24 protein-coding genes and 1 pseudogene are annotated in these 21,138 nt (G+C 41.3%); 17 read left to right on the forward strand and 8 right to left on the reverse strand.

Annotation, left to right across the window (positions count from 1 at the left end; genetic code table 11):
- Positions 1-108 precede the first annotated feature (108 nt).
- The gene (locus tag KFE17_13085) at positions 109-1,347 is read left to right on the forward strand and encodes a 6-phosphofructokinase (protein ID QUO31745.1); all 1,239 of its coding nucleotides are present in this window, start codon (positions 109-111) and stop codon (positions 1,345-1,347) included.
- A 290-nt stretch (positions 1,348-1,637) separates the two neighbouring features.
- Here KFE17_13085 and KFE17_13090 read toward each other — a convergent pair whose 3' ends face one another.
- On the reverse strand, positions 1,638-2,864 hold the full coding sequence (locus tag KFE17_13090) for a 6-phosphofructokinase (protein ID QUO31746.1): 1,227 nt from the start codon (positions 2,862-2,864) through the stop codon (positions 1,638-1,640).
- Between the two features lie 138 nt (positions 2,865-3,002).
- On the opposite strand from KFE17_13090, the gene KFE17_13095 reads away from it, so the two are divergent.
- The 3 genes from KFE17_13095 to KFE17_13105 all read left to right on the forward strand — a co-directional run bounded on the left by KFE17_13095 (position 3,003) and on the right by KFE17_13105 (position 5,566).
- Positions 3,003-4,019 carry a glycosyltransferase family 2 protein gene (locus tag KFE17_13095; protein ID QUO31747.1) on the forward strand — a complete coding sequence of 339 codons (1,017 nt, stop codon included), beginning with the start codon at positions 3,003-3,005 and terminating at the stop codon, positions 4,017-4,019.
- Positions 4,020-4,081: 62 nt separating this feature from the next.
- Positions 4,082-4,690 (forward strand): rubrerythrin family protein, encoded by a 609-nt coding sequence (locus tag KFE17_13100; protein ID QUO31748.1) that lies wholly within the window; start codon positions 4,082-4,084, stop codon positions 4,688-4,690.
- Between the two features lie 21 nt (positions 4,691-4,711).
- The gene (locus KFE17_13105) at positions 4,712-5,566 is read left to right on the forward strand and encodes a S8 family serine peptidase (protein QUO31749.1); all 855 of its coding nucleotides are present in this window, start codon (positions 4,712-4,714) and stop codon (positions 5,564-5,566) included.
- Between the two features lie 54 nt (positions 5,567-5,620).
- Here the strand turns inward: KFE17_13105 and KFE17_13110 are convergent, their stop codons facing one another.
- Positions 5,621-5,791: a hypothetical protein gene (locus tag KFE17_13110; protein ID QUO31750.1), complete on the reverse strand. Its 171-nt coding sequence runs from the start codon at positions 5,789-5,791 to the stop codon at positions 5,621-5,623.
- Positions 5,792-5,888: 97 nt separating this feature from the next.
- Between KFE17_13110 and KFE17_13115 the strand changes: the two are divergent.
- A pseudogene (locus tag KFE17_13115) lies at positions 5,889-6,074 on the forward strand (TnpV protein).
- Between the two features lie 309 nt (positions 6,075-6,383).
- Entirely contained in the window at positions 6,384-7,049 is a 666-nt protein-coding gene (locus tag KFE17_13120) for a hypothetical protein (GenBank protein QUO31751.1), read from the forward strand.
- A 411-nt stretch (positions 7,050-7,460) separates the two neighbouring features.
- Here the strand turns inward: KFE17_13120 and KFE17_13125 are convergent, their stop codons facing one another.
- The 6 genes from KFE17_13125 to KFE17_13150 all read right to left on the reverse strand — a co-directional run bounded on the left by KFE17_13125 (position 7,461) and on the right by KFE17_13150 (position 12,598).
- Positions 7,461-9,170, reverse strand: a complete 1,710-nt coding sequence (locus KFE17_13125) for a MobA/MobL family protein (GenBank protein ID QUO31752.1) — start codon at positions 9,168-9,170, stop codon at positions 7,461-7,463.
- Positions 9,171-9,306: 136 nt separating this feature from the next.
- Positions 9,307-9,528 carry a DUF3847 domain-containing protein gene (locus tag KFE17_13130; protein ID QUO31753.1) on the reverse strand — a complete coding sequence of 74 codons (222 nt, stop codon included), beginning with the start codon at positions 9,526-9,528 and terminating at the stop codon, positions 9,307-9,309.
- A 155-nt stretch (positions 9,529-9,683) separates the two neighbouring features.
- Positions 9,684-10,556, reverse strand: coding sequence for an ATP-binding protein (locus tag KFE17_13135; GenBank protein ID QUO31754.1), 873 nt, complete (start codon positions 10,554-10,556; stop codon positions 9,684-9,686).
- Positions 10,553-11,269 (reverse strand): replication initiator protein A, encoded by a 717-nt coding sequence (locus tag KFE17_13140; protein ID QUO31755.1) that lies wholly within the window; start codon positions 11,267-11,269, stop codon positions 10,553-10,555. Before KFE17_13140 ends, KFE17_13135 begins: the two co-directional genes overlap by 4 nt.
- Positions 11,270-11,293: 24 nt before the next feature.
- Positions 11,294-11,677, reverse strand: coding sequence for an adenylate cyclase (locus KFE17_13145; GenBank protein ID QUO31756.1), 384 nt, complete (start codon positions 11,675-11,677; stop codon positions 11,294-11,296).
- 3 nt (positions 11,678-11,680) lie between these two features.
- Positions 11,681-12,598: a ParM/StbA family protein gene (locus KFE17_13150; GenBank protein ID QUO31757.1), complete on the reverse strand. Its 918-nt coding sequence runs from the start codon at positions 12,596-12,598 to the stop codon at positions 11,681-11,683.
- A 281-nt stretch (positions 12,599-12,879) separates the two neighbouring features.
- Here KFE17_13150 and KFE17_13155 point away from each other — a divergent pair, with 281 nt between their 5' ends.
- The 11 genes from KFE17_13155 to KFE17_13205 all read left to right on the forward strand — a co-directional run bounded on the left by KFE17_13155 (position 12,880) and on the right by KFE17_13205 (position 21,126).
- Entirely contained in the window at positions 12,880-13,770 is an 891-nt protein-coding gene (locus KFE17_13155) for a LysR family transcriptional regulator (GenBank protein ID QUO31758.1), read from the forward strand.
- Positions 13,771-13,883: 113 nt separating this feature from the next.
- Positions 13,884-14,081, forward strand: coding sequence for a DUF4224 domain-containing protein (locus KFE17_13160; GenBank protein ID QUO31759.1), 198 nt, complete (start codon positions 13,884-13,886; stop codon positions 14,079-14,081).
- Positions 14,082-14,101: 20 nt separating this feature from the next.
- On the forward strand, positions 14,102-15,217 hold the full coding sequence (locus KFE17_13165) for a hypothetical protein (protein QUO31760.1): 1,116 nt from the start codon (positions 14,102-14,104) through the stop codon (positions 15,215-15,217).
- Positions 15,218-15,235: 18 nt separating this feature from the next.
- Entirely contained in the window at positions 15,236-15,910 is a 675-nt protein-coding gene (locus tag KFE17_13170) for a flavodoxin (GenBank protein ID QUO33717.1), read from the forward strand.
- 14 nt (positions 15,911-15,924) lie between these two features.
- Positions 15,925-16,644, forward strand: coding sequence for a DUF4405 domain-containing protein (locus KFE17_13175; protein QUO31761.1), 720 nt, complete (start codon positions 15,925-15,927; stop codon positions 16,642-16,644).
- 28 nt (positions 16,645-16,672) lie between these two features.
- Complete coding sequence (locus KFE17_13180; protein QUO31762.1) at positions 16,673-18,016, forward strand: MATE family efflux transporter; 1,344 nt, start codon at positions 16,673-16,675, stop codon at positions 18,014-18,016.
- A gap of 47 nt (positions 18,017-18,063) precedes the next feature.
- Positions 18,064-18,540 (forward strand): flavodoxin, encoded by a 477-nt coding sequence (locus KFE17_13185; GenBank protein ID QUO31763.1) that lies wholly within the window; start codon positions 18,064-18,066, stop codon positions 18,538-18,540.
- Positions 18,522-19,241, forward strand: coding sequence for a flavodoxin (locus KFE17_13190; GenBank protein ID QUO31764.1), 720 nt, complete (start codon positions 18,522-18,524; stop codon positions 19,239-19,241). Before KFE17_13185 ends, KFE17_13190 begins: the two co-directional genes overlap by 19 nt.
- A 15-nt stretch (positions 19,242-19,256) precedes the next feature.
- Positions 19,257-20,375 carry an aldo/keto reductase gene (locus KFE17_13195; GenBank protein QUO31765.1) on the forward strand — a complete coding sequence of 373 codons (1,119 nt, stop codon included), beginning with the start codon at positions 19,257-19,259 and terminating at the stop codon, positions 20,373-20,375.
- A gap of 14 nt (positions 20,376-20,389) precedes the next feature.
- On the forward strand, positions 20,390-20,794 hold the full coding sequence (locus KFE17_13200; protein QUO31766.1) for a cupin domain-containing protein: 405 nt from the start codon (positions 20,390-20,392) through the stop codon (positions 20,792-20,794).
- Between the two features lie 11 nt (positions 20,795-20,805).
- A complete protein-coding gene (locus KFE17_13205; protein ID QUO31767.1) occupies positions 20,806-21,126 on the forward strand; it encodes a carboxymuconolactone decarboxylase family protein in 321 nt (106 codons plus the stop codon).
- Positions 21,127-21,138 lie beyond the last annotated feature (12 nt).

Below are 21,138 nucleotides of genomic sequence, written 5' to 3' on the forward strand. Positions count from 1 at the left end.
CAACAAAAAAAATCTATAAAATAAGCATTTACTTTACAAAATAGACAAAATATCGTAGAATAAAACTATTCACAGGAGTAGAAATGGGAATATTGGAGGTAATGCGATATGAAAGGTAATGTAATTGTAGGACAGTCCGGAGGCCCTACTGCGGCAATTAATTCCAGTCTGGCAGGTGTTTACCGAACTGCAATCGAGCGCGGCGCCAAGAAAGTTTATGGAATGAGAAATGGAATCCAGGGACTGCTGGAAGAGCGATATGTAGACTTATCAGAGCATATTACAAATGATCTGGATGTGGAGCTTTTAAAGCGCACACCGGCGGCTTATCTTGGTTCATGCCGATATAAATTGCCGGAGATCCATGAGGATCAGTCAGTGTATGAGAAGATTTTTGGAATTCTTGAGAAGCTTGAAATAGAAGCTTTTATTTATATAGGCGGAAATGATTCTATGGACACGATCAAAAAGTTATCGGACTATGGAATATTGACTGGAAAACAGTGTAAATTTGTTGGTGCACCAAAGACAATTGACAATGATCTGGCGCTGACGGATCATACACCGGGGTTTGGAAGCGCCGCCAAGTACATTGGCACATCTGTAAAAGAAATCATCCGTGACGGAGAGAGCTTAATCTATCCGAAGGGCCTTGTAACAATTGTGGAAATTATGGGAAGAAACGCAGGATGGCTGACCGGTTCTGCATGTCTTTCAGAGGGGGAAGACTGTGAAGGGCCTGATATGATCTACCTTCCGGAGATTCCATTTGATCTAAATGAATTTTTGGCAAAAGTAAAAAAACAGTTAGAAAAGAAACATTCTGTTGTTGTTGCAGTTTCGGAAGGAATCAAGTTGGCAGATGGAAGATATGTATGTGAACTTGGCTCCGGCGTGGACTTTGTAGATGCATTTGGCCATAAGCAGCTGTCAGGAACAGCGAACTATCTGGCAAGTTTTGTGGCTGGTGAGATTGGTTGTAAGACACGTTCTATTGAATTGAGTACACTGCAAAGAGCCGGCTCTCATATTGCATCAAGAGTAGACGTACTAGAGGCACAGCAGGCAGGAGGAGCGGCAGTGATGGCGGCGGATGAAGGTGACAGTGGCGTTATGGTTGTATTTGAGAGGGTGTCCGATGATCCGTATCAGGTTCGTACAGAAGTAAAGAATGTGCATAAAATTGCCAATGATGAACGGGTTGTTCCGAGAGAATGGGTAAATGAAGAAGGAACATATGTGACAGCGGAATTCAAGCGTTATGTCAGACCGCTGATTCAGGGAGATGTCTCTCCGGTTATGGTAGATGGTATTCCAAGACATTTGAGAAGACCGTTCAAATGTTAATATTTTTAGAATTAAGGAAGATATTATAATAGGACGATAAAAAAGAGAAATCTGCTGACGGATTTCTCTTTTTGTTAAATGATAGCCTAAAAAGGGAGGATGCCGGGTAATCAATCGATTTGATTCCCGGCATGTATTATGAAAAAGTTTGCTCTATAATGAAGTCTATTGCTTCTTTATTGATATACTTAGTATATAATTGAAACGTGAAAAAACAGTGATATAGAAATGAAGCTTTTTATAATAAAAGATGAACAAAATATGAACATCTCAAAATTCCCTTGAAATTCTTAGTGTTTGCGATAGGCAAACTTCGGAAGTCCGTTTTCTTTTGGAATGTTGACCTCTCCTTCGATGAGTGGACGGGCATAGGTAATAAAATCATCTGAAAGATCAGAACCATCCCGGATGATCCATTCAGCGGGAACGGTTTTCTCCTGATTACAAATATGATTTACATCTTCAGTTGTAAAGCGAAGCTCATAAGGAGAATCGGACACACGGGAAAATGCAATCATTTTTCCGGTTTCGCCAGAAATGGCAGCATCTACTGCAAATGCTCCAGAGGAAACTGCTTCTGAAAGATCGGTTTCTGAAAGCATTGCGGAAGAACAGCGCTGACAAACATTGAGTTCAATAGAGCGCACCTTAACACCAAGACGGTCTTTTACAAAGTTTTCGAGATATTTTCCGGAACCGGACAGCATTTTGTGACCAAATGTATCGGTACCTACGTTACTTGCATATTCACAGATGAATGTACCGGTTTGATCGTGAATTCCTTCGGAGATACAAACAACAAGATTAGAAGTTGTCTGTAAAGCAGTTTCCACTTTGGAGATAAAGTCTTCCGGATCAAAATCAGCTTCCGGCAAATAAACAAGAACTGGATTATCACCTTCGAATTTTCGTGCCAAAATACTTGCCGCAGTCAACCAGCCGGCATGACGTCCCATGATTTCTACGATGGTGACAGATTTTTTATTATCGTATACAGAGGCATCGACCGCAATTTCCCGAACAGTTGATGCGACATACTTAGCAGCGCTTCCGAAGCCAGGTGTATGATCTGTCATTACAAGGTCGTTGTCAATTGTTTTTGGAACACCAATAAAACGGATCGGGCTTTCGATAGAAGCGGCATAGCGGGAAAGCTTGCTGACCGTATCCATAGAATCATTTCCTCCGATATAGAAGAAATATCCGATCTGAAGTGCATCGAATTTCTGAAACAATGTCGGGTATACCGGATCGGAAAGATCTTCCGGAAGTTTATAGCGGCAGGAACCAAGATAAGAGCCGGGAGTTGTTTTCAAAAGTTCCAGTTCGTTACTTTCAAGAAGCGGGCGCATATCCATAATCGTATCGTGCAAAAATCCTTCGATTCCATTTATCATACCGTAAACGTGTTCAATGTCATCTGTTTTGTTAAGGCCTGCAGAAACAACACCATACAGGCTTCCGTTGATGACAGCAGTAGGACCGCCGGACTGGCCGACAATCATATTTTTCTTCATATGTATTCATCCTCCAGATATTAAAAATAAGTTTCTTACTACATATTAAAGGAAGAAGTAAAAATTTACAACAATAATAGTTGGAAAAATGCAAAGGATGTTTTATACTGTTAGATATTAAAGTGAAGGAGAATTACTATGAAATATATATCATTTGCCATCCCGTGCTATAATTCACAGGACTATATGGCTCGTGCTGTGGATTCTGTATTGGAAGGCGGCGAGGATGTGGAAGTGCTTATTGTGAATGACGGTTCAAAGGATGATACGCTGAAGATTGCCAGATCCTATGAAGAAAAATACCCAACGATCGTTAAAGTGATCGATAAGGAAAATGGGGGACATGGAGATGCTGTTAATGCAGGGCTTCGAAGTGCTTCAGGCAAATATTTTAAAGTGGTAGACAGCGATGACTGGATTGATGGTGAAGCACTGAAAAAAGTTCTTGAGACGCTTCATAAGTTTGAGGCAGAAGACAAAAAAGTAGATATGATAATATCAAACTATGTCTATGAAAAGGAAGGTGCAGAGCATAAAAAAGTAATCCATTATCGCAACGCCCTTCCGGAAGAACAGATTATTGGCTGGAATGAGGCCGGACACTTTCATATTGGACAATATATTTTAATGCACTCGGTAATTTACCGGACAGAGCTTCTGAAACTGTGCCAGTTAGAATTACCGAAACATACATTCTATGTAGATAATATTTATGTATACTATCCATTACCGCATGTATCAACACTTTATTATCTGGATGTGAATCTGTATCGATATTATATTGGACGGGAAGACCAGTCTGTCAATGAAAAAGTAATGATCCAGCGTGTGGATCAGCAGATTTTTGTGACAAAGACAATGATTGATATGTATAAGATGAAAATGGTTCCGAACAAGAAGCTTCGAAGTTATATGACCAATTATCTTGCGATTATGATGACAGTTTCTTCTATCTTGCTGATTCGCTCAAAGAAAGAAGAGAATCTTCAGAAGAAAAAAGAATTATGGGAATATTTGAAGAAGAGCGAATACAGAACATACTGGAAAATTCGCTATGGTATTTTAGGACAGACCATGAACCTTCCGGGAAAATCAGGACGGAAGATTTCTGTGCTCGGTTATAAGGTGGCACGCAGATTATTTGGATTTAATTAAACAGGAATGTATAAATAGAACTGCCATTGTACATACTCTAAAAGAAAAAAGGAGTATGTATGATGGCAGTTCAATTTTGTGAAAGTAAGACGAAAGAAAATTTAATGAAAGCTTTTGCGGGAGAAAGCCAGGCGCGCAATCGATATACATTTGCGGCAAAAAAAGCACGAGAACTTGGATATGAATCCATTGCACAGGTATTTGAATTCACAGCAGAGCAGGAGCGGGCACATGGGGAACGTTATTATCAACTGTTAAATGCTCTTGCAGGAGAAACCGTTACTGTGGATGGAACGTATCCGGTTGATATTGCAGAAGATATCTGTGAGCTTCTTGACAAGGCAGAACACAATGAATTTGAAGAGTATGAACATGTATATCCGCAGTTTGCACAGATTGCGAAAGAAGAAGGATTTATGGAAGCAGCGTCAGCCTTTACAATGATCGGTGAAGTAGAACAGATGCATGGAAAGCGGTTCAGAAAGCTGGCAGAGCTTCTGAGAGCAAATCAATTTGATAAAAGTACAGAAGAAGAGAAGTGGATGTGTTTAAACTGCGGTTACATCCATACCGGAACACAAGTGCCGCAAAATTGTCCATCCTGTCATTACGAGAAAGGATATTTTATTCCTCTGTCATTTGCACCGTTTCAAGGGAATATAGTGTGTTAAAGAGAAATAAGAGGGATATCTGTGGAAAATCAGAAAGCAGAAGCGCTTTTAAATCTGGCAGCAGATGCGACAACGGAAGAGCTGAAAAAAGCAGAAGAATTATCCGTTGGGTATGATGAGGGAAAAGGAATCTGGGAGATTATTATAAAATATTCCGGAACACTGGAAGAAACGAAAAAACTGGCCGAAACAGTTGTAGAACTTCAGGGAGGATTTGCAGTTGTGACGGTAAAGAAGACAAATCTTGAAGCATTGCTTAATCTTCCGGAAATTGAATATGCAGAAAAACCGAAATCATTATATTTTGAAGTGGAAGAAGGGCGAAGAGTGTCCTGCATCAACACGGTGCAGGATGCTCCTTTTTCGCTTTCGGGAAAGGGAGTGCTTGTGGCAATTGTGGATTCAGGAATTGACTACAGGCATAGAGATTTTAGAAATCAGGATGGGACTACACGGATTTTGAATTTGTGGGATCAAACCGGAACCGGAAGTCCGCCGGCAGGATATCATATCGGAACAGAATATACGAAAACAGAAATTGATGCCGTATTAAATAGTGAAAGAATGACTGCTGATGAAGAGGTTCGTGGGGAAAATCGTGTGTTGACTGTGGATAATTCCGGTCATGGAACAGCTGTTGCGGGGATAGCAGCAGGAAACGGAAGCAGCAGTGAAGGGATTTACCGGGGAGCTGCACCGCAAAGCGAGCTGTTAATTGTGAAACTGGGACAGCCGCGGGAAAATGGATTTCCAAGAACAACAGAATTGATGCAGGGACTTGACTATGTGATTCGAAAAGCACTGGAATACCGTCGTCCGGTGGCAGTGAATGTAAGTTTTGGGAATACATATGGTTCTCATGAACCGTATAATTAGGGGAAAACATAAGAAAACACTGATATTTCCTGTGTTTTCGGGAGATTCAGTGCTTTACTCGGATTCATGTTTGGTTGTCGTTTGGGTCTTATAATACTCGGTCAGGATCATGTTAATCTGCTGGGAACGTGTTCGATAGTTCGCTTTCGCATCCTTATCAATCTCAGCAACCAGTTCTTTGGACAAAGTAGTATAGACCTGAATATTGTTGGAACTGATAGCCATGTGGCACCTCCGATTCAATTTAATAGAATTATTCTATCATACTTCTTCGGGAGGGGCAATGTGAACTGAAAATTGAAGAATTGTTGTTACTGAAAGGGTTGAACAGTCGGCAAAGAAAATCTTAGAATAGAGAATGATAAGAAAGGTAGAACAGATGAAACAGGCACAAGGCATTACAGAACAGTTAAAGGTAGAAAATGCCTTGGAATGGATAGGAAGAATGAACAATATACAAGTATGTGCGAGGGAGATTGTGGATAAAGAGATAATTTATCAAGAATGAAATGTAAGATAAATAGTGTATAAAATGTAACAGGGCATCATAAGATAAAATTGTAATTGCATTTTCCACATAGTTCGTGTAGAATGTAATTAGAAAAGCTGTGCATCAGCGGTGGGTTGACACCTAAAATCTGATACGTTTTCCGAACGAAGGTGTCGGAGGTTGGCAGGCAACGGAAAAACCTGATATTTTCCAGACGAAGGTGCTGGAGGTTGGCAGACAACGGAAAAATCAACCATGAGAAGGGAATGTTTAGTGCTGCGGCGTGAACATTCCCTTCTCTAAATCTTAAGGGATAAGGATTAGGTTATGGACAAAAGACGTGCGATACAGATTATGACAAAAGCGGCACAATTATATAAAGAACATCTGGAGGATCAGAAGATTTTGTTTCTATATGGTTTGCCGAAAGAGGTAAAAAAACAATTACAGGATAAGGGAAAAATTTTGTCATCTGTACAGGGATATGAAGTCGCTTTCCACAGATACAATTTTCTGCATCTTACAGGGGTTCGATTGAATAAAAAAGAAACAGCTTCCGCAATTCATTTTTATCAAAAATGCTTGGATAAACGATTAACGGAAAATGATTTTTCTTTTGCAAAAGATGGCTCTACGGGACAGAAGTTAGATATATTGGAACGGATGATGCTTATTAAGAAAAATGTAACAATGATAGGAGAATTTACAGACCGAGGACCGAAATTGTTTACTGAAAAAGCTGCCGGAAATATCTGTGGTTGTATTGGTTTTGTCAAAGATAAAAATACGAAATTAAATGTGCCGAATACATTGCTGAAAAAGGATATCAGAGATGTAACAGCACAGCCTACATATAAAGTGTTTGCTGTCATATCAAAACATTATACAGACGAGAAATATACAAATCTTGTGAAAATGGATAAATGTATTGATTTGAAAGAGTGTTGTTTCTCAGAAACAATAGAAAATATGATAGATAGAGAAAATCTATAATGAAATATAAAGAAACCATGCGACTGATTTTTATAACAGTATCATGGTTTTATTGTTTGTCGTCTATATTTCAAGTTGACTATTACTTTACAAAATTGGCAATGTTATAATTATCATTGATTTTAGAAGAAGGGAGTATCGAGGGAAATTAGTGGAACTGGTTTTGCAAGCATAGCGTTTGGATATCCAAACGCACTTTGGGAGCCCCCCAAACCCCATTTGTTGGCTTTACAAAGTAGGAATTTTTTGCTCAAGATAAAAAGAGAGTGCGTAAGCGGAAAGAAATCAAATTATGCTTACGCACTTTGTGCCTCACTTTTGCTCGGTGGTTAGCAGTTTGTGAATTATTGGGATGAAGCAATATAACTGTTTTGAGAAAACGGGATATTTTTTATATTAGTAGTTTAAACATTATAGTTCTGTGTTGTGCGATTTTTGCCTGGATTGAACAGGATGTTTTTTTTGCAATTCCTGTTTCCTCTGATATTCAAGTTCCCAGGTACGATGAGAGAAGCTATAGGGATCTTCCATATTGAGATCATCCACCTCATGGGCTGCGATATCACGATAGTGATAGTCATAAGATTTACCAAAAGTATCTTTGAGCTGTTCAATCAGTTTCTCTCGAAAATCTGGTCGGATCTGGATTCTGGTATCCAGTAATTCTGTGTATTGCTCCTGTTTAGACAGGGATTTTTCCTCTTGGAAAGCTACAGCGTCTTTTTCAAGCTGCCCTTTGAGAGTCATATCCTGAGAATCGAGAATATTCAGATTCTTATCCATCTGGTCGTATTTTCTGGAAAGGCTCGCCATATCTTTCTCTGTGGAGCATTCAGCCTGAAACAGCAGCTGTTCTTTGGCAGATTTCAGTTCCTCAATTTCTTCTGTTATGGTTGTAAGCTGCTGATTTAACTTGATATGCTGGAAAGGATTCAGAATACTGGTTTTATTTTTTTGCACATGTAGTTTTTTCTTTTCAGCAACTTTTGCTTTGAGCTTTTTCTTAATGGTATCATATTGATTCAGGATAGGACGAAAATGCTGCATCCAGTCATGGATCACTTCTTTTTGCATCTCATTATGAAGTAAATGATATTGTGTAAAAATCATATGATTGCGGATTGCTTCTAATGTTTCTGCAATTACCGGAATAGATTTTTCGACAGCTTGCGCTAATTTTTTCACCTGTGCTTTTAATTCCCGTAGTATTCTGTTATCCGCACGAATTTGACGATTGATTTCACAACGTTCTGCAATTATGCCTTTCTTTTCCATGTCCTGAGCAATATATCCTTCATGAATGGTAGGCTGCTCTGTGATTCCCTGTGCAGCAAAGCTGCGGTGATCAATAGAAGCATTGATGTTGTTTTGGGCAAGAATTCTATTTGTAAATTCTGCCCAGTTGGCTCTCCAAATGCAGAGCTGTTCCTCACTATTCCACTGTTCGGAAATGGGGTTTTGTCTGCCATAACGGGTACTTTTTGGGTGTTTATCAATGCGTTCATAGCCTTTTTCTTGTGCGGAGGACGGTGTAAGATAGAGCTTTTTCTTTCCTGCCTTATAGCGGTATTGTTTCTCCCAGCCCTCTTTCTGAGCATCCTTAAATTCAGAAGCAGTAAATCCTTTTTCCTCTCCATCTTTGATACAGAGATATTCTTTTTCGGTTTTATACTGCCATGTTCCATTTTCATTTAGTGGTCGGACAGTAAGAAGAATGTGTGCATGGGGATTGTGACCATCAGTATCGTGAATGGCAAAATCGGCACACATTCCCATATCTACAAAGTTCTTTTGAATAAAATTCTGAAGAAGAGAAATATTGCTGCTTTTATCTAGCTCAACGGGGAGTGCGACAACAAATTCTCTTGCCAGTCGACTGTCTTTTGTTTTCTCGGCAGTTTCTACAGCATTCCAGAGCTGCTCCCGGTTTTTCCATTCAGGCGGAGCCATAGGGGGAAGCATTACTTCCTGATAGATCAGTCCATGTTTTCGGGTGTAGTCATGCTGGATGCCATCATAATCATTATACATCCGACTACAGCTCATATAAGCAGATGCAGCGACAGCAGACCGCCCGGAACCACGGCTGACGACCTTGGCTTGCATATGATAAATTGCCATATCTGACACCTCCTTTCGATGTTGCCTGCAACAGCGGATAAGCCCTCGGCAGAGCGCACGAGCCCCGCAGGGGATACCACTGCCCGATTTATCGGGTGGTGAGTAAGTGCGCCCTTCGGGATTAGAATTTGTGTGTTTATAGTCCTCTTAGCCGGATTATAAGCTCCCGCTTTAGGGTATCTAAATCCATTTCTTTAATATGTGGAGCAATGCTTTCCAGAATCGCTCCTTCTTGAATCAATCTGCGTGTTCTGGAATTACGCTCTTTTTTGCGGTTTCTTGCTTCAGCTTCTTCAAGACGGTGTTTTGCTTGTAAAAGTGCTTTTTCTTCTGGTGTCATAATTCTTTTATTTGCCATATCTGGCACCTCCTTTTCATGCCCGTATCCGGGCGGTTTTGGTTTAAAAATTTTGTGGTTTGGTACTATAGTTTTAGATAACTGACAGCAGCATGCCTCTGATGTTAAATAAGGAAAGGAAGTGGTACCACTATCAGTGAAAAATAATTATCGTGTTATACTTCTTTGGTTCCATTCTGGTTTGGAGCATGATTATCCAACAGGATTTTTTTCGCTTGCTTTAAATTAGCTACTGCATTGTCCTGACGGATATTTCGGTTATTGATACGGATGGGAACACATCTCTCCAGAATCCGGTCATAAATTCGTTTGTGTACGATATCAGCGACGTTATTCAGCTCTGACAAAGTGAGATTGGTCGTTATGATCAGGGGCTTTTTGCTGCGGTAACGACTGTCAATCACATTGAATACCTGTTCCGGTGCAAAGTCAGAGTTTCGCTCAATTCCGAGGTCGTCAATAATCAGAAGACTGTAGCGGTTTAAGCTGTGGATGAACTGGTTTCTGTCTTCAAAATGCATCCCGGTAAGTGTATTCAGAATCCGGGAAAAGTTGGTCATCAATACAGGGACGCCTTTTTCCAGAAGGGCATTGGCAATGCAACCTGCAAAGAAAGATTTTCCAGTACCGACATCGCCCCAGATGAGAAGTCCGGAAGCGTTTGCTTTCATCTCTTCCCAGTTACTTACATAATTGTGTGCCAGTTTCATTTCCGGATTGATGCCGTTATCTTTGGCAAAGGTGTAGTCATAGAGTGCTTTGTCCTGTAAGCCGCTGGTTTTGAGATGCTCTATTTCCATTTGCTTTTCATGAAGTTTTCTCTGGGCTTCTTCCTGTTCAAAGATCTCCTGCTGGCACTTACAGCGGATGGAAGGAATAAGAACCTTTCCCTGTAATTCATGCTTGCATTGTCTTGGCGTATTGCATTTGGAACAGTAGATCAGGCCGTCTGTTTCGTTAAAATATTCATCAGACTGAAGCTCTCTGTTTGGTGTGATAGCTGTTGGTTTTTCTGTAAATGTTGTCATAATGTTTCGTATTCCTCACTTTCATAATTTCGTTGCCGGGAAGCAGGATGATCCTGTCTTGCCCAACGGATGATGGTAGCTGCATGGTTTTGGTATTGCTTTCCGGTAGAAGCCATATAACCGGATAAGCGTTCCATATAGTCCTGCCAGTCAGGGATTGTCTGACGGATATCTTCCAGCTCCGTCTCTGACAGAAAAACATTTTGAAATGTTCCATAGGGTGAGCGTGGCTCTTTACTCCCTCTTATTACTAAATGGTTCTTTTTTATCTCTTTCTTATTACCGGACAGTTTTTTGTCTGTATCGGGGAAAGAATCCTGTCTGTCAATAGGACAGTTTTCTGTCTGGCTTGAGGAAAGAATTCTGTCTCTATTGCGGAGGGTTTCTTTCGGGATTTTTACATAAATCCGATTAGGGTGTCCGGGTCCCTGCCGTTTTCGGAAGATAAGCTCTTGTTTTTCCAGTACTGCCAGAGCAGTTTTCACCGTCATCTGGCTTTTGTGGAGAACTTCTGCCAGTGCTTCAATCGTAAAGTAAATGAACACATGACCATTTGTATCTGACCAGCCCTCATTTCTCTGGGAAAGCCTTGCACGGTCGAGTAGGATCATATAAAGCATTTTGGCAGTTTCATTTATTTCCAAGCCCAGGAGAAAACGGGGAAACATCATATAAGATGGCAGGTTTGTGTCTGCTGTCAGAAAGTCCGTCATGTGTTCACCTCCAATTACAATGGTTTATTCTCCAAGAAAATCCCAGTCTACATCACGATCCGGCTGTGTGTTTTCAGGTGTTGGAAAGGATGGCCTGATTTGGGACTCCCTTTCCAACATGCCTGCAGTCAACCCGGAAAGAAAAATCGGCAATGACTGTTTCAGGCTGTGTTCCACTGCTTCTACAATCTGCTTCACAAAAAGTTCTTCCCGTTCCCTTGTTTCCAGATAGGGGTCAGCCTGAGTGCGGTAGTAGCGGTCAAAATACTCGACCAGTGCAAGGGAGATTACCTGACTGTAAGATTTAAAATCCTGTCTGTCCATTGTCTGTAAATATTCCCAGGCTTTCCGTTGCTGGTCTTTGTCCAGATTAAATCGCAGATTTGTGTTGCGGATATGGTTCTGCATAGCTTATCCCCTCCTTTTCAGGCTCATATAAGCCAGAGCTTCATAACCTTTGGCAGTGGCACAGAGATCATCAAGAATGGTGACTCGTGATTTGTCATACGTACCAAAGTTACGGATCAGGCATCCACCGCCGCCAACTACATACAGGCGCATCAGGTCAGGATTGTATTCATATTTGCGGAGCGTGGCAAAAAGATCTGTTACATATTCTTTAGCCACCGATGTAATACAATCCAGATATGGTGCTGAAATGTCAGTTTTTCCAAACCGCAGAACCTGTTCTACTGTTGATTCCTCAATCTTCACTCCAAATTTGTCCAGAACAGCGTTTTTTGCAGCAATCATGCATTGATTTACGCCAAGCTTTTCTGTCCAGCATCGGCTTTCCTGTGCTTTCTTATTGTTGATATACAGAATGTTCATGGTTCCGTTTCCGATATCTGCAAGGAGATTGGTCCCCTTGAAATCTCCAAGCTGGTTTACAATAGCCGGATATCCCTGTGGGTAAAGGCTGCATCCCACAAAGCGGAGATGATACTCTTTGCTGTTAAAACGGTAATGGACTTCTGGATTCTGGAGCAGATAGGAACGGAATTCTTCCCTCTGGTTTCTGATCCATGTCAGAGGAAGGCCTGCCGCCAGATGCACCTCTGCTTCCTGAATGGAAAAAACATTCAGCTCCCTTGCAATTGCCATGAGAGTCAGAAGATAATATTCTTCATCTATTGCTTTGTCGGGAATAAATTCTTTGTGTCCTTCGCCGATTCGATAGAATATATCGTTATATTCCAAAATGTTTCCGGTGAAGATCGGTTCCGTTTCATAGGCTTTGATGCCTGTTGGTGTGACTGTGTTAGCAGTCTTGATATTGCCGTAGCCATGATCTACAGCAATGATTTTTGTGTTTCTGAGTTCTCGCATAAAAATACCTCCATTTTCGTATTGATTTTTTCAGTAGGCTGTACCAAAGTGGTACTGCTTGCTGTGGGATAAGCATACGAAAAATGAAGGAAAAAGACATTGAGGGAAAATTGAGTCAGAATTGAGAAAAAAGATGCAATGTTTTGCGGTGAAGTATAATATCAAATGTTAAGTCTGTAAAAATAAGAAGTATTACGAATAATGGTTAGTTATCTTGCTTCTAAAGTATATATAAGTTAAAATATGTTTATTAAGCATGACAGATATAGGAGGTATTACTGATGGAAATTAGAGTTCTTCGATATTTTCTGACTGTAGTAAGGGAAGAAAGTATCACAAAAGCCTCAGAAGTTTTACATATCACGCAGCCGACACTTTCACGTCAGCTTGCACAGATGGAGGAAGATATTGGTGTAAAGCTGTTTGATAGAGGAACACGGAAAATTAAATTGACAAATGAAGGAATACTTCTTCGTCGTCGTGCGGAAGAAATTTTGCAGCTTGTAGATAAGACAGAAAAAGAATTAGTGGAGCAAGAGGAACAGGTAGAAGGTAAAATTTCCATTGGGTGTGGAGAAATTGCAGCTGTACAACTTCTTCCTAAAATAATTGAGTCCTTTCGTCAGAAATATCCCCGTGTTACTTTTGACATTTTTACAGCCACAGCAGATTTGGTAAAGGAACAAATGGAGAAGGGGCTACTGGATATTGGTTTGCTTCTTGAGCCGATTGATATGGAAAAATATGAATTTATTCGCTTGAATATAAGGGAAAAATGGGTGGTTCTGATGAGATCGGATGATTCACTCTCCAAGAAAGAAACGGTAACCGCAAAAGATTTGTCTGTACTGCCCTTGATTCTTCCAAGGCGTATGAATGTGCAGAGTGAGTTGGCAAGTTGGTTTGGCAACTACTATGAGAAACTGAATATTGTTTTTACCAGCAATTTAAGTACGAACAGTGCAATTATGGTGAATGGAGGCTTGGCATATTCATTGGTGATTGAAGGGGCTGTACCCTTCTGGGATCAATCAAAGGTTACATTCAGACCGCTTGATCCGCCACTTACAGCAACAAGTGTATTAGCATGGAAACGTGGTCAGCCGTTCAGCTTAGCAACCACAAAATTCATCAAACATATTCAATGCTTTTTAGGCATTGATAAGCCATAAAAACTAGGTATTTGATATAATATAAGCGAAAAATTATAATGTAGGTGTAGAGATGAAGCAGGTAGTTTCAATTTCGACACCTACATTTTTTATTTAGGAGGGAGAGCCATTTCATGAAACCGGATTATGATTCCCTTATAAACGCCGGATTAAGCAAAGAAGAAATCGCAAAAATCTCAGGGTGTGAAGATCAAGAAATGCAGATAAGGATGTTGCGAAAATATCGGTACAAATTGCTTGATGAGGTACATGAAAAGCAGCAGTCACTTGATGCAATAGATTATATGATCTGTAAAATAAAAGAGCAATAATGAAAGCGAGGAGGTAGTTTATGAAAAAAAATTTATCTATTCTGTTTGTTTTTTCTCTGCTTTTTATGCTGACTGCTTGCAGCAGTAGCGCAGATCCATCGCAGGAGAGCAGTGGACAAACCACAAGTCCATCTTCTAAGCAAGATAGCGTTTCAGTGTCTAATGCAGTTTTAGAATCTGAAAGCACAGAAAGCGAACAATCGGCCAACAACACTTTAATCGTCTATTTCTCATGCTGGGGTAATACAGAATACCCCTCCGATGTGGATGCTACAACTTCTGCAAGCATTGTGGTAGAGAATGATCTCCGTTACGGAACAACGGAGTATGTTGCCAATATGATAGCGGAGAAAGTGGGTGGCGATCTGCACCGGATTGAAACGGTTACTCCTTATACGGCAGACTTTGATGAATTGCGGGATGTAAACCATGATGAGATGAGCCGTAATTATCTTCCGGAACTAAAAAAAAGCAATCTGGATATTTCCGCTTACGATACGGTATTTATTGGCTATCCCGTATGGGCAACAGATGTTCCGCAGGCAGTGCTATCTTTTTTGAAGGAGTATGATTTAAGTGGGAAAACAGTTATCCCATTTTGTACCCATGATGGCTATGGTGCAGGTAACAGTTATCAGACTATTGCAGAAGAAAGCCATGCAGCAGTTTCTTTAGAGGGTATTGCGATTGAAGCAAAAGATGTTCCAAATGCACAGGATACCGTTTCATCATGGCTTGCAGATATAGGAATATCTAAATCTGAAGTACAAACAGGAACTCCTATCAAGATTACGGTTGGTGAAGTTAGTTTAGATGGAGTCCTATACGATACAGAACTGGCAGAAGAAATCAAAACATATTTTCCGTTGACAATTTCCATGGTGGGCTACGGTGGCAGAGAATACTATGGAGGGGTTGAGTTCTATCCAGAGCATTTGGAAGGCGGTCAGAAGAATTTTGAGAATGGTGATATTACCTATTGCGAGGCACACCATAATATGGCCATTTTCTATGCACAGACAGACGACCCGATTCTTTCGGTAGATGTTATCCCTATTGGCAGAGTCACTTCTGATCTTTCTGTATTTAACAATCTTGACAGTCAAGAGAAAGTCATCTTCTCTCTTGCAGAATAAAAAACGGAGGTATTTATGATGAAAAAAACAATCGCTATTTTACTTTCTTTGGTTATGATTTTGGGACTTGCAGCTTGTGGAAACTCTGCAAGCCAGACAGAGCAGCCGTCTACAGAAGATACTTCTGTGGAAAGCAAAGCTGATACTGAATCTGCGGAAAACGGTACAGATATGGAGAATACGGACAATCAGGATGTACAGAATCATAAAGCTTTGGTTGCCTACTTTTCTGCAACGGGGACTACAAAGGGCGTGGCAGAGCATATCGCAAACGGTCTGAATGCGGATATTTATGAGATTGTTCCGGAAGAACCTTACACCGATGCAGATCTTGACTACAATGATAATAACAGCCGCACTACCATTGAGATGAATGATCAGGATGCCCGTCCTGCTATCTCCGGCAGTGTGGAGAATATGGAACAATATGACACTGTATTCATCGGATACCCCATCTGGTGGGGAGAAGCGCCGAGAATTGTCAGTACTTTCGTGGAGAGCTATGATTTTTCCGGTAAAACCATCGTACCTTTCTGTACATCCGGAGGAAGTGGTATGGGCTCCAGTGCAGCCAACCTGGAACAGCTTACAACCGGAGCACAGTGGCTTTCTGGTGAACGCCTAAGCGGAAGTGATTCCCAAGATGAAGTGATGGAATGGGTAAACGGTCTTGGCTTGAATTTTGAAGAATAACCAGAATATCAGATATGGACACAGGAAGGAGGAGATGCTATTTGAAGGCAAAAATGAAAATTAAAATGGGAATTGACTTCCTGATGACAGTGCTGCTGTTTCTTCTAATGTCCTATCAAATTACTGGGCAGGAACTTCATGAGTGGTTTGGAACAGGGATGCTTGTACTGTTTTTGCTACATAACATTCGGAACATCCGGTGGTATGGTAGCCTGTTCAAAGGGAAATATACCCTGCTGCGGACAATGCAGACACTCATCAATATCAGTATCCTTATCTCTATGCTGTGTTTGGGGTTCAGTGGAATTGTGTTGTCCCGTCACATTTTTGCGGGATTACCCATTCAAGGACCGATGGCAACAGCGAGAACCATGCACCTGGCGGCATCTTATTGGGGATTTGTGCTGATGAGTATTCATTTAGGATTTCATTGGAGCATGGTTCTTGGACTGTTCCGCAGACTTTGTAACAGAAAGAAAACCCCTGCTGCATTTGTATGGCTGATGTGTTTTATAGCAATTTTTATTGCGGGGTATGGAGCGTACTGTTTCCATAAGGAAAATATTCTCTCCTATATGTTCCTTAAACAGGAGTTTGTGTTTTTTGATTTTGAACAGAGTGCAGTTTCTGTATTTGCAGGGTATATCACCATGATGGGACTATGGGTCTTTATCGGCTTTTACATAGTGAAAGGACTCAGAAAGATAACCTCACAGAGCAGAAGAAAAGAATAAATTGTAAAATCTTAGTGGAGGAAAAGGCATGAATCAGCAAACAACTCTGTTTTCAAACGAGAAGTTGATGGCTATGATTATTCCCCTGTTTTTAGAGCAGCTGTTGATAATGCTTGTAGGGATGGCGGACACACTGGTGGTCAGCTACGCAGGAGAAGCGGCAGTATCCGGTGTTTCACTGGTAAATCAGTTCAATACTATTTTTATTTATCTGTTTACAGCATTGGCATCTGGAGGGGCGGTTGTGATCAGCCAGTATATTGGTAGAAAGAAAAATGATGACGCTGGAGAATCCGCCAGCCAGCTTCTATCATTCTCTACGATTTTTTCCATACTGATTGCAGTGATAGTTCTGATTGGAAATGAAGGGATGCTTCGTCTGATGTTCGGTAAAGTGGAAGATTCTGTGATGCACTCTTGTATTACATACCTTAGGATTTCTGCATATTCCTATCCGGCATTGGCGGTTTACAATGCTGGCGCTGCCCTTTTTCGCAGTATTGGAAAAACCAGTGTGACCATGTATTTGTCGGTAATTTCCAATATCATCAATGTTATTGGAAATCTCATTGGTGTATTTGTTTTGCGTGCAGGTGTTGCAGGTGTTGCATACCCTTCACTGATCGCTCGGACATTTTCAGCCGTGATGATTACAGTACTTTGTTTTCAGAGAAAAAATGAAGTGTTCTATCGCTGCAAGTGGATTTTTCGGTGGAATGTGGATTTCATGAAACAAATTCTAAAAATTGCTATTCCAAATGGGATGGAAAACGGTGTGTTCCAGTTAGTCAAAGTAGCATTAAGCGGTATCGTTGCACTTTTTGGAACATATCAGATTGCTGCAAATGGTGTTGCACAAAGTATCTGGTCGTTGGCTGCGCTGGCGGGAGTCGCTGTGGGTCCCGTATTTATAACGGTCATTGGACAGTGTATGGGAAATGGGGATGCAGATGCTGCGGAGCATTATTTTAAGAGATTGACAAGAATCACATTGCTGATTTCATCGGCATGGAATCTTTTGATTTTTCTTCTGACTCCATTCTTTATGAAATTTTATGCTTTGCAGCCGGAGACCAAACGGCTTGTGATCTGGCTGGTTTTAATCCATAACGTGTTTAATGCAGCAGCATATCCCTTTTCCGGTGCGCTTAGTAATGGGCTGCGTGCAGCGGGTGATGTGAAATTTACCATGTATGTTTCGGTTATATCTACAATAGCAGTGCGTCTGCTTTTATCATGGCTCTTGGGAATTGTTTTGAAAATGGGCGTGATCGGGATTGCTATTGCAATGGTTTGTGACTGGAGCATTCGGGCGGTCATTTTCTTCTGGAGGCAGAAGTCCGGAAAATGGAAAACATTTCAGGTGATATAGATTCATTTATAATAAGTTCAATAACATAATTTACGGAGGAAATTACTATGAGCAAGAAAATTTTGGTAGCCTATTTTTCAGCAAGCGGTGTGACTGCAAAGGCTGCGTGGAAACTTTCGGAAGCGGCAGGCGCAGACCTGTATGAGATTAAGCCAAAGGTGCCATATAGCAGTGCCGATCTGGACTGGATAAATAAAAAAAGCCGCAGCAGTGTGGAGATGAACGATCCGATATTCCGTCCTGAAATTGCCGGGAAACTGGAAGGTATGGATCAGTATGATCTGGTGTTTGTCGGATTTCCTATCTGGTGGTATGTTGCACCGACGATTATTAACACTTTTTTGGAGAGTTATGATTTCTCAGGCAAAACCATCGTTCCTTTTGCTACTTCTGGCGGCAGCGGCATGGGAAACACAAATGAAAAACTTGCACCGAGCTGTCCTGGCGCTATCCTGAAGAAAGGAAAAATGCTGAATGGCTTGTTGTCTCAGGAAGAATTGAAAGCATGGGTAAAAAGTCTGTGAGAAGGTGGAATGTCGGATTTTTTCTGCTTCTCATGATGTGTTTCTTTGCCGCTTGTGGTTCGCAAAAATCCAGCGATCTTTCAATGTCGGAAACAAACTCAACAGAAAATGCGACAGAATCAAAATCTGTTGACAACATAGATGGACAGCAGATTTCGGAAGAAAACAGAATACTGATTGCTTATTTTACATGGTCAGAAAATGTTGCAGACACTTCAGGAGTTGATGCCACTGCATCAGCCAGTGTACAGCCTCCGGGAAATGTTGCGCAGATGGCAGCATGGATTCAGCAGGAAGTTGGAGGAGAACTGTTTTCAATCAAGGTGGAAGAACCATATCCGGCAGATTATGATGCTTGTCTTGAACGGGCGGCGGATGAAAAAGCGGAAAATGCAAGACCAAAGCTGACGGAAAAGGTTTCTGATATTTCAGAGTACGATACGGTGTTTTTAGGCTACCCAAACTGGTGGTACAGCGCACCGATGGCTGTTTTTTCTTTCCTGGAAGAAAATAATCTTAGCGGAAAGAAGGTTGTGCTGTTCTGCTCCCATGGAACGGGAGGCCTTGCGTCAAGCGTGAAAGATATTTCTGACGTACTTTCAAATAGTCAGATTGAAAGTAATGTGCTGGGTGTGTACCGTGATGATATATCACAGTCGCAGAAAACAATACAAAATTGGTTGGATGAAATCGGCTATTAAAAGGAGGAACTATTTATGCAATACCGAAAACTGCCGAGGGGAACGGAACAGATCAGCGTTCTTGGAATCGGTACCAGTTCCATTCAGGCATCAAGTGAAAAAGAAATCGAAAAAATAATAACTGTCGCTATGGAAAATGGAATTAACTATTTTGATATGGCTTCGTCGGAAGCAAAACCCTTTGCCGCCTATGGGCGGGCTATAAAAGGGATGCGAGATAAAGCATATTTCCAGATTCATTTTGGAGCAAATTATGAAACAGGAATGTATGGCTGGACAACGAACCTGGATACCATCAAACGTTCTATTGACTGGCAGCTAAAAGCGCTGCAAACCGATTATATTGACTTTGGCTTCCTTCATTGCATTGATGAATCAGCGGATCTGCATGAAGTGGAAAGAAGTGGAATCATTCACTATATGGAAGAACTGAAAAAGGCTGGCGTGATTAGGCACATCGGTCTTTCTTCCCATACGCCGCTGCTTGTGAACGAAGTGCTTGATATGGGGGTTTTGGATATGCTGATGTTTAGTATCAATCCTGCTTATGACTATGCGGGCGGCACCGAACCAAATTATGCGAAAGACAGTTATGCAGTTGGCAGTGTGGCAGAAAGAATGAATCTGTATCGCCGCTGCGAAGCAGAGGGGGTAGGGATTTCCGTGATGAAAGCATTTAGCGGAGGGCAGCTGTTAAAAGCGGAAACCTCGCCGTTTGGGAAAGCGCTGACGGAGTATCAGTGTATTCAGTATGCTTTGGATAAACCGGGTGTTCTGACTGTGCTTCCCGGTGTTCGTAATATGGATGATCTTAAGAGGATTCTTGGATTCTTAGATGCCGCACCGGAAGAAAGAGATTATTCAGTCATTGGCTCTTTTGCACCACAGGATGCATCGGGGAAATGTGTCTATTGCAATCATTGTCAGCCTTGTCCTATGGGGCTGGATGTGGGGCTGATCAACAAATACTATGATCTTTCCAGAACTGGCGATGTATTGGCAAAAAGTCATTATGAAAATCTTACAGTCAAGGCTGATGCCTGTGTTGGATGCGGGCATTGTAACAAACGCTGCCCGTTCCATGTGGATCAGGTTGCAAGGATGCAAGAGATTTTAGACTATTTTAATTCTTGAAGGGAGAGTAATTCATGACAGAAAAAGGATTTAAACAGATATTCCCATTGGGTGAGAAAAATGATGCGTATGCACAATATTTTGTTGGACAGAGTTACCTGTCCATGCTGACAACGGAAAGAGTTGGAATTGCAAATGTAACCTTTGAGCCAGGATGCCGGAATAACTGGCATATTCATCACAAAGGCGGACAGATTTTGCTCTGCACTGCCGGACGTGGATATTATCAGGAGTGGGGAAAAACGGCTCAGGAGATGAAACCCGGTGATGTCATCAATATTGCGCCGGAAGTGAAGCATTGGCATGGTGCTGCTCCTGATAGCTGGTTTTCTCATTTGGCGGTAGAAGTTCCGGCAGAAGGAAGTTCCAATGAATGGATGGAGCCGGTGAAGGAAGAAGAATACAGTAAGCTAAAATAAGGAGACAGATTATGAAAAAGGTAACAGCGGGCAGAGATGCCCTGGGTGATTTTGCACCAAAATTTGCGGAACTGAATGATGACGTGCTGTTTGGAGAAGTGTGGTCACGAGAAGATAAGCTGCCTGCAAGAGACAGAAGCATTGTCACAGTAACAGCACTTATGGCAAGTGGTGTTCTGGACAGTTCTCTTGCCTTTCATATAGGAGAAGCAAAAAAGAACGGTGTTACAAAAGAAGAAATGGCAGAAATTTTGACACACGCTGCCTTTTATGCTGGCTGGCCGAAGGCATGGGCAGCATTCCGCATGGCGAAAGAAATCTATCAGGACTAAGGAGGAAAAACA

This window comes from Faecalicatena sp. Marseille-Q4148, from assembly GCA_018228665.1.
Taxonomy (GTDB): Bacteria; Bacillota; Clostridia; order Lachnospirales; family Lachnospiraceae; genus UBA9414.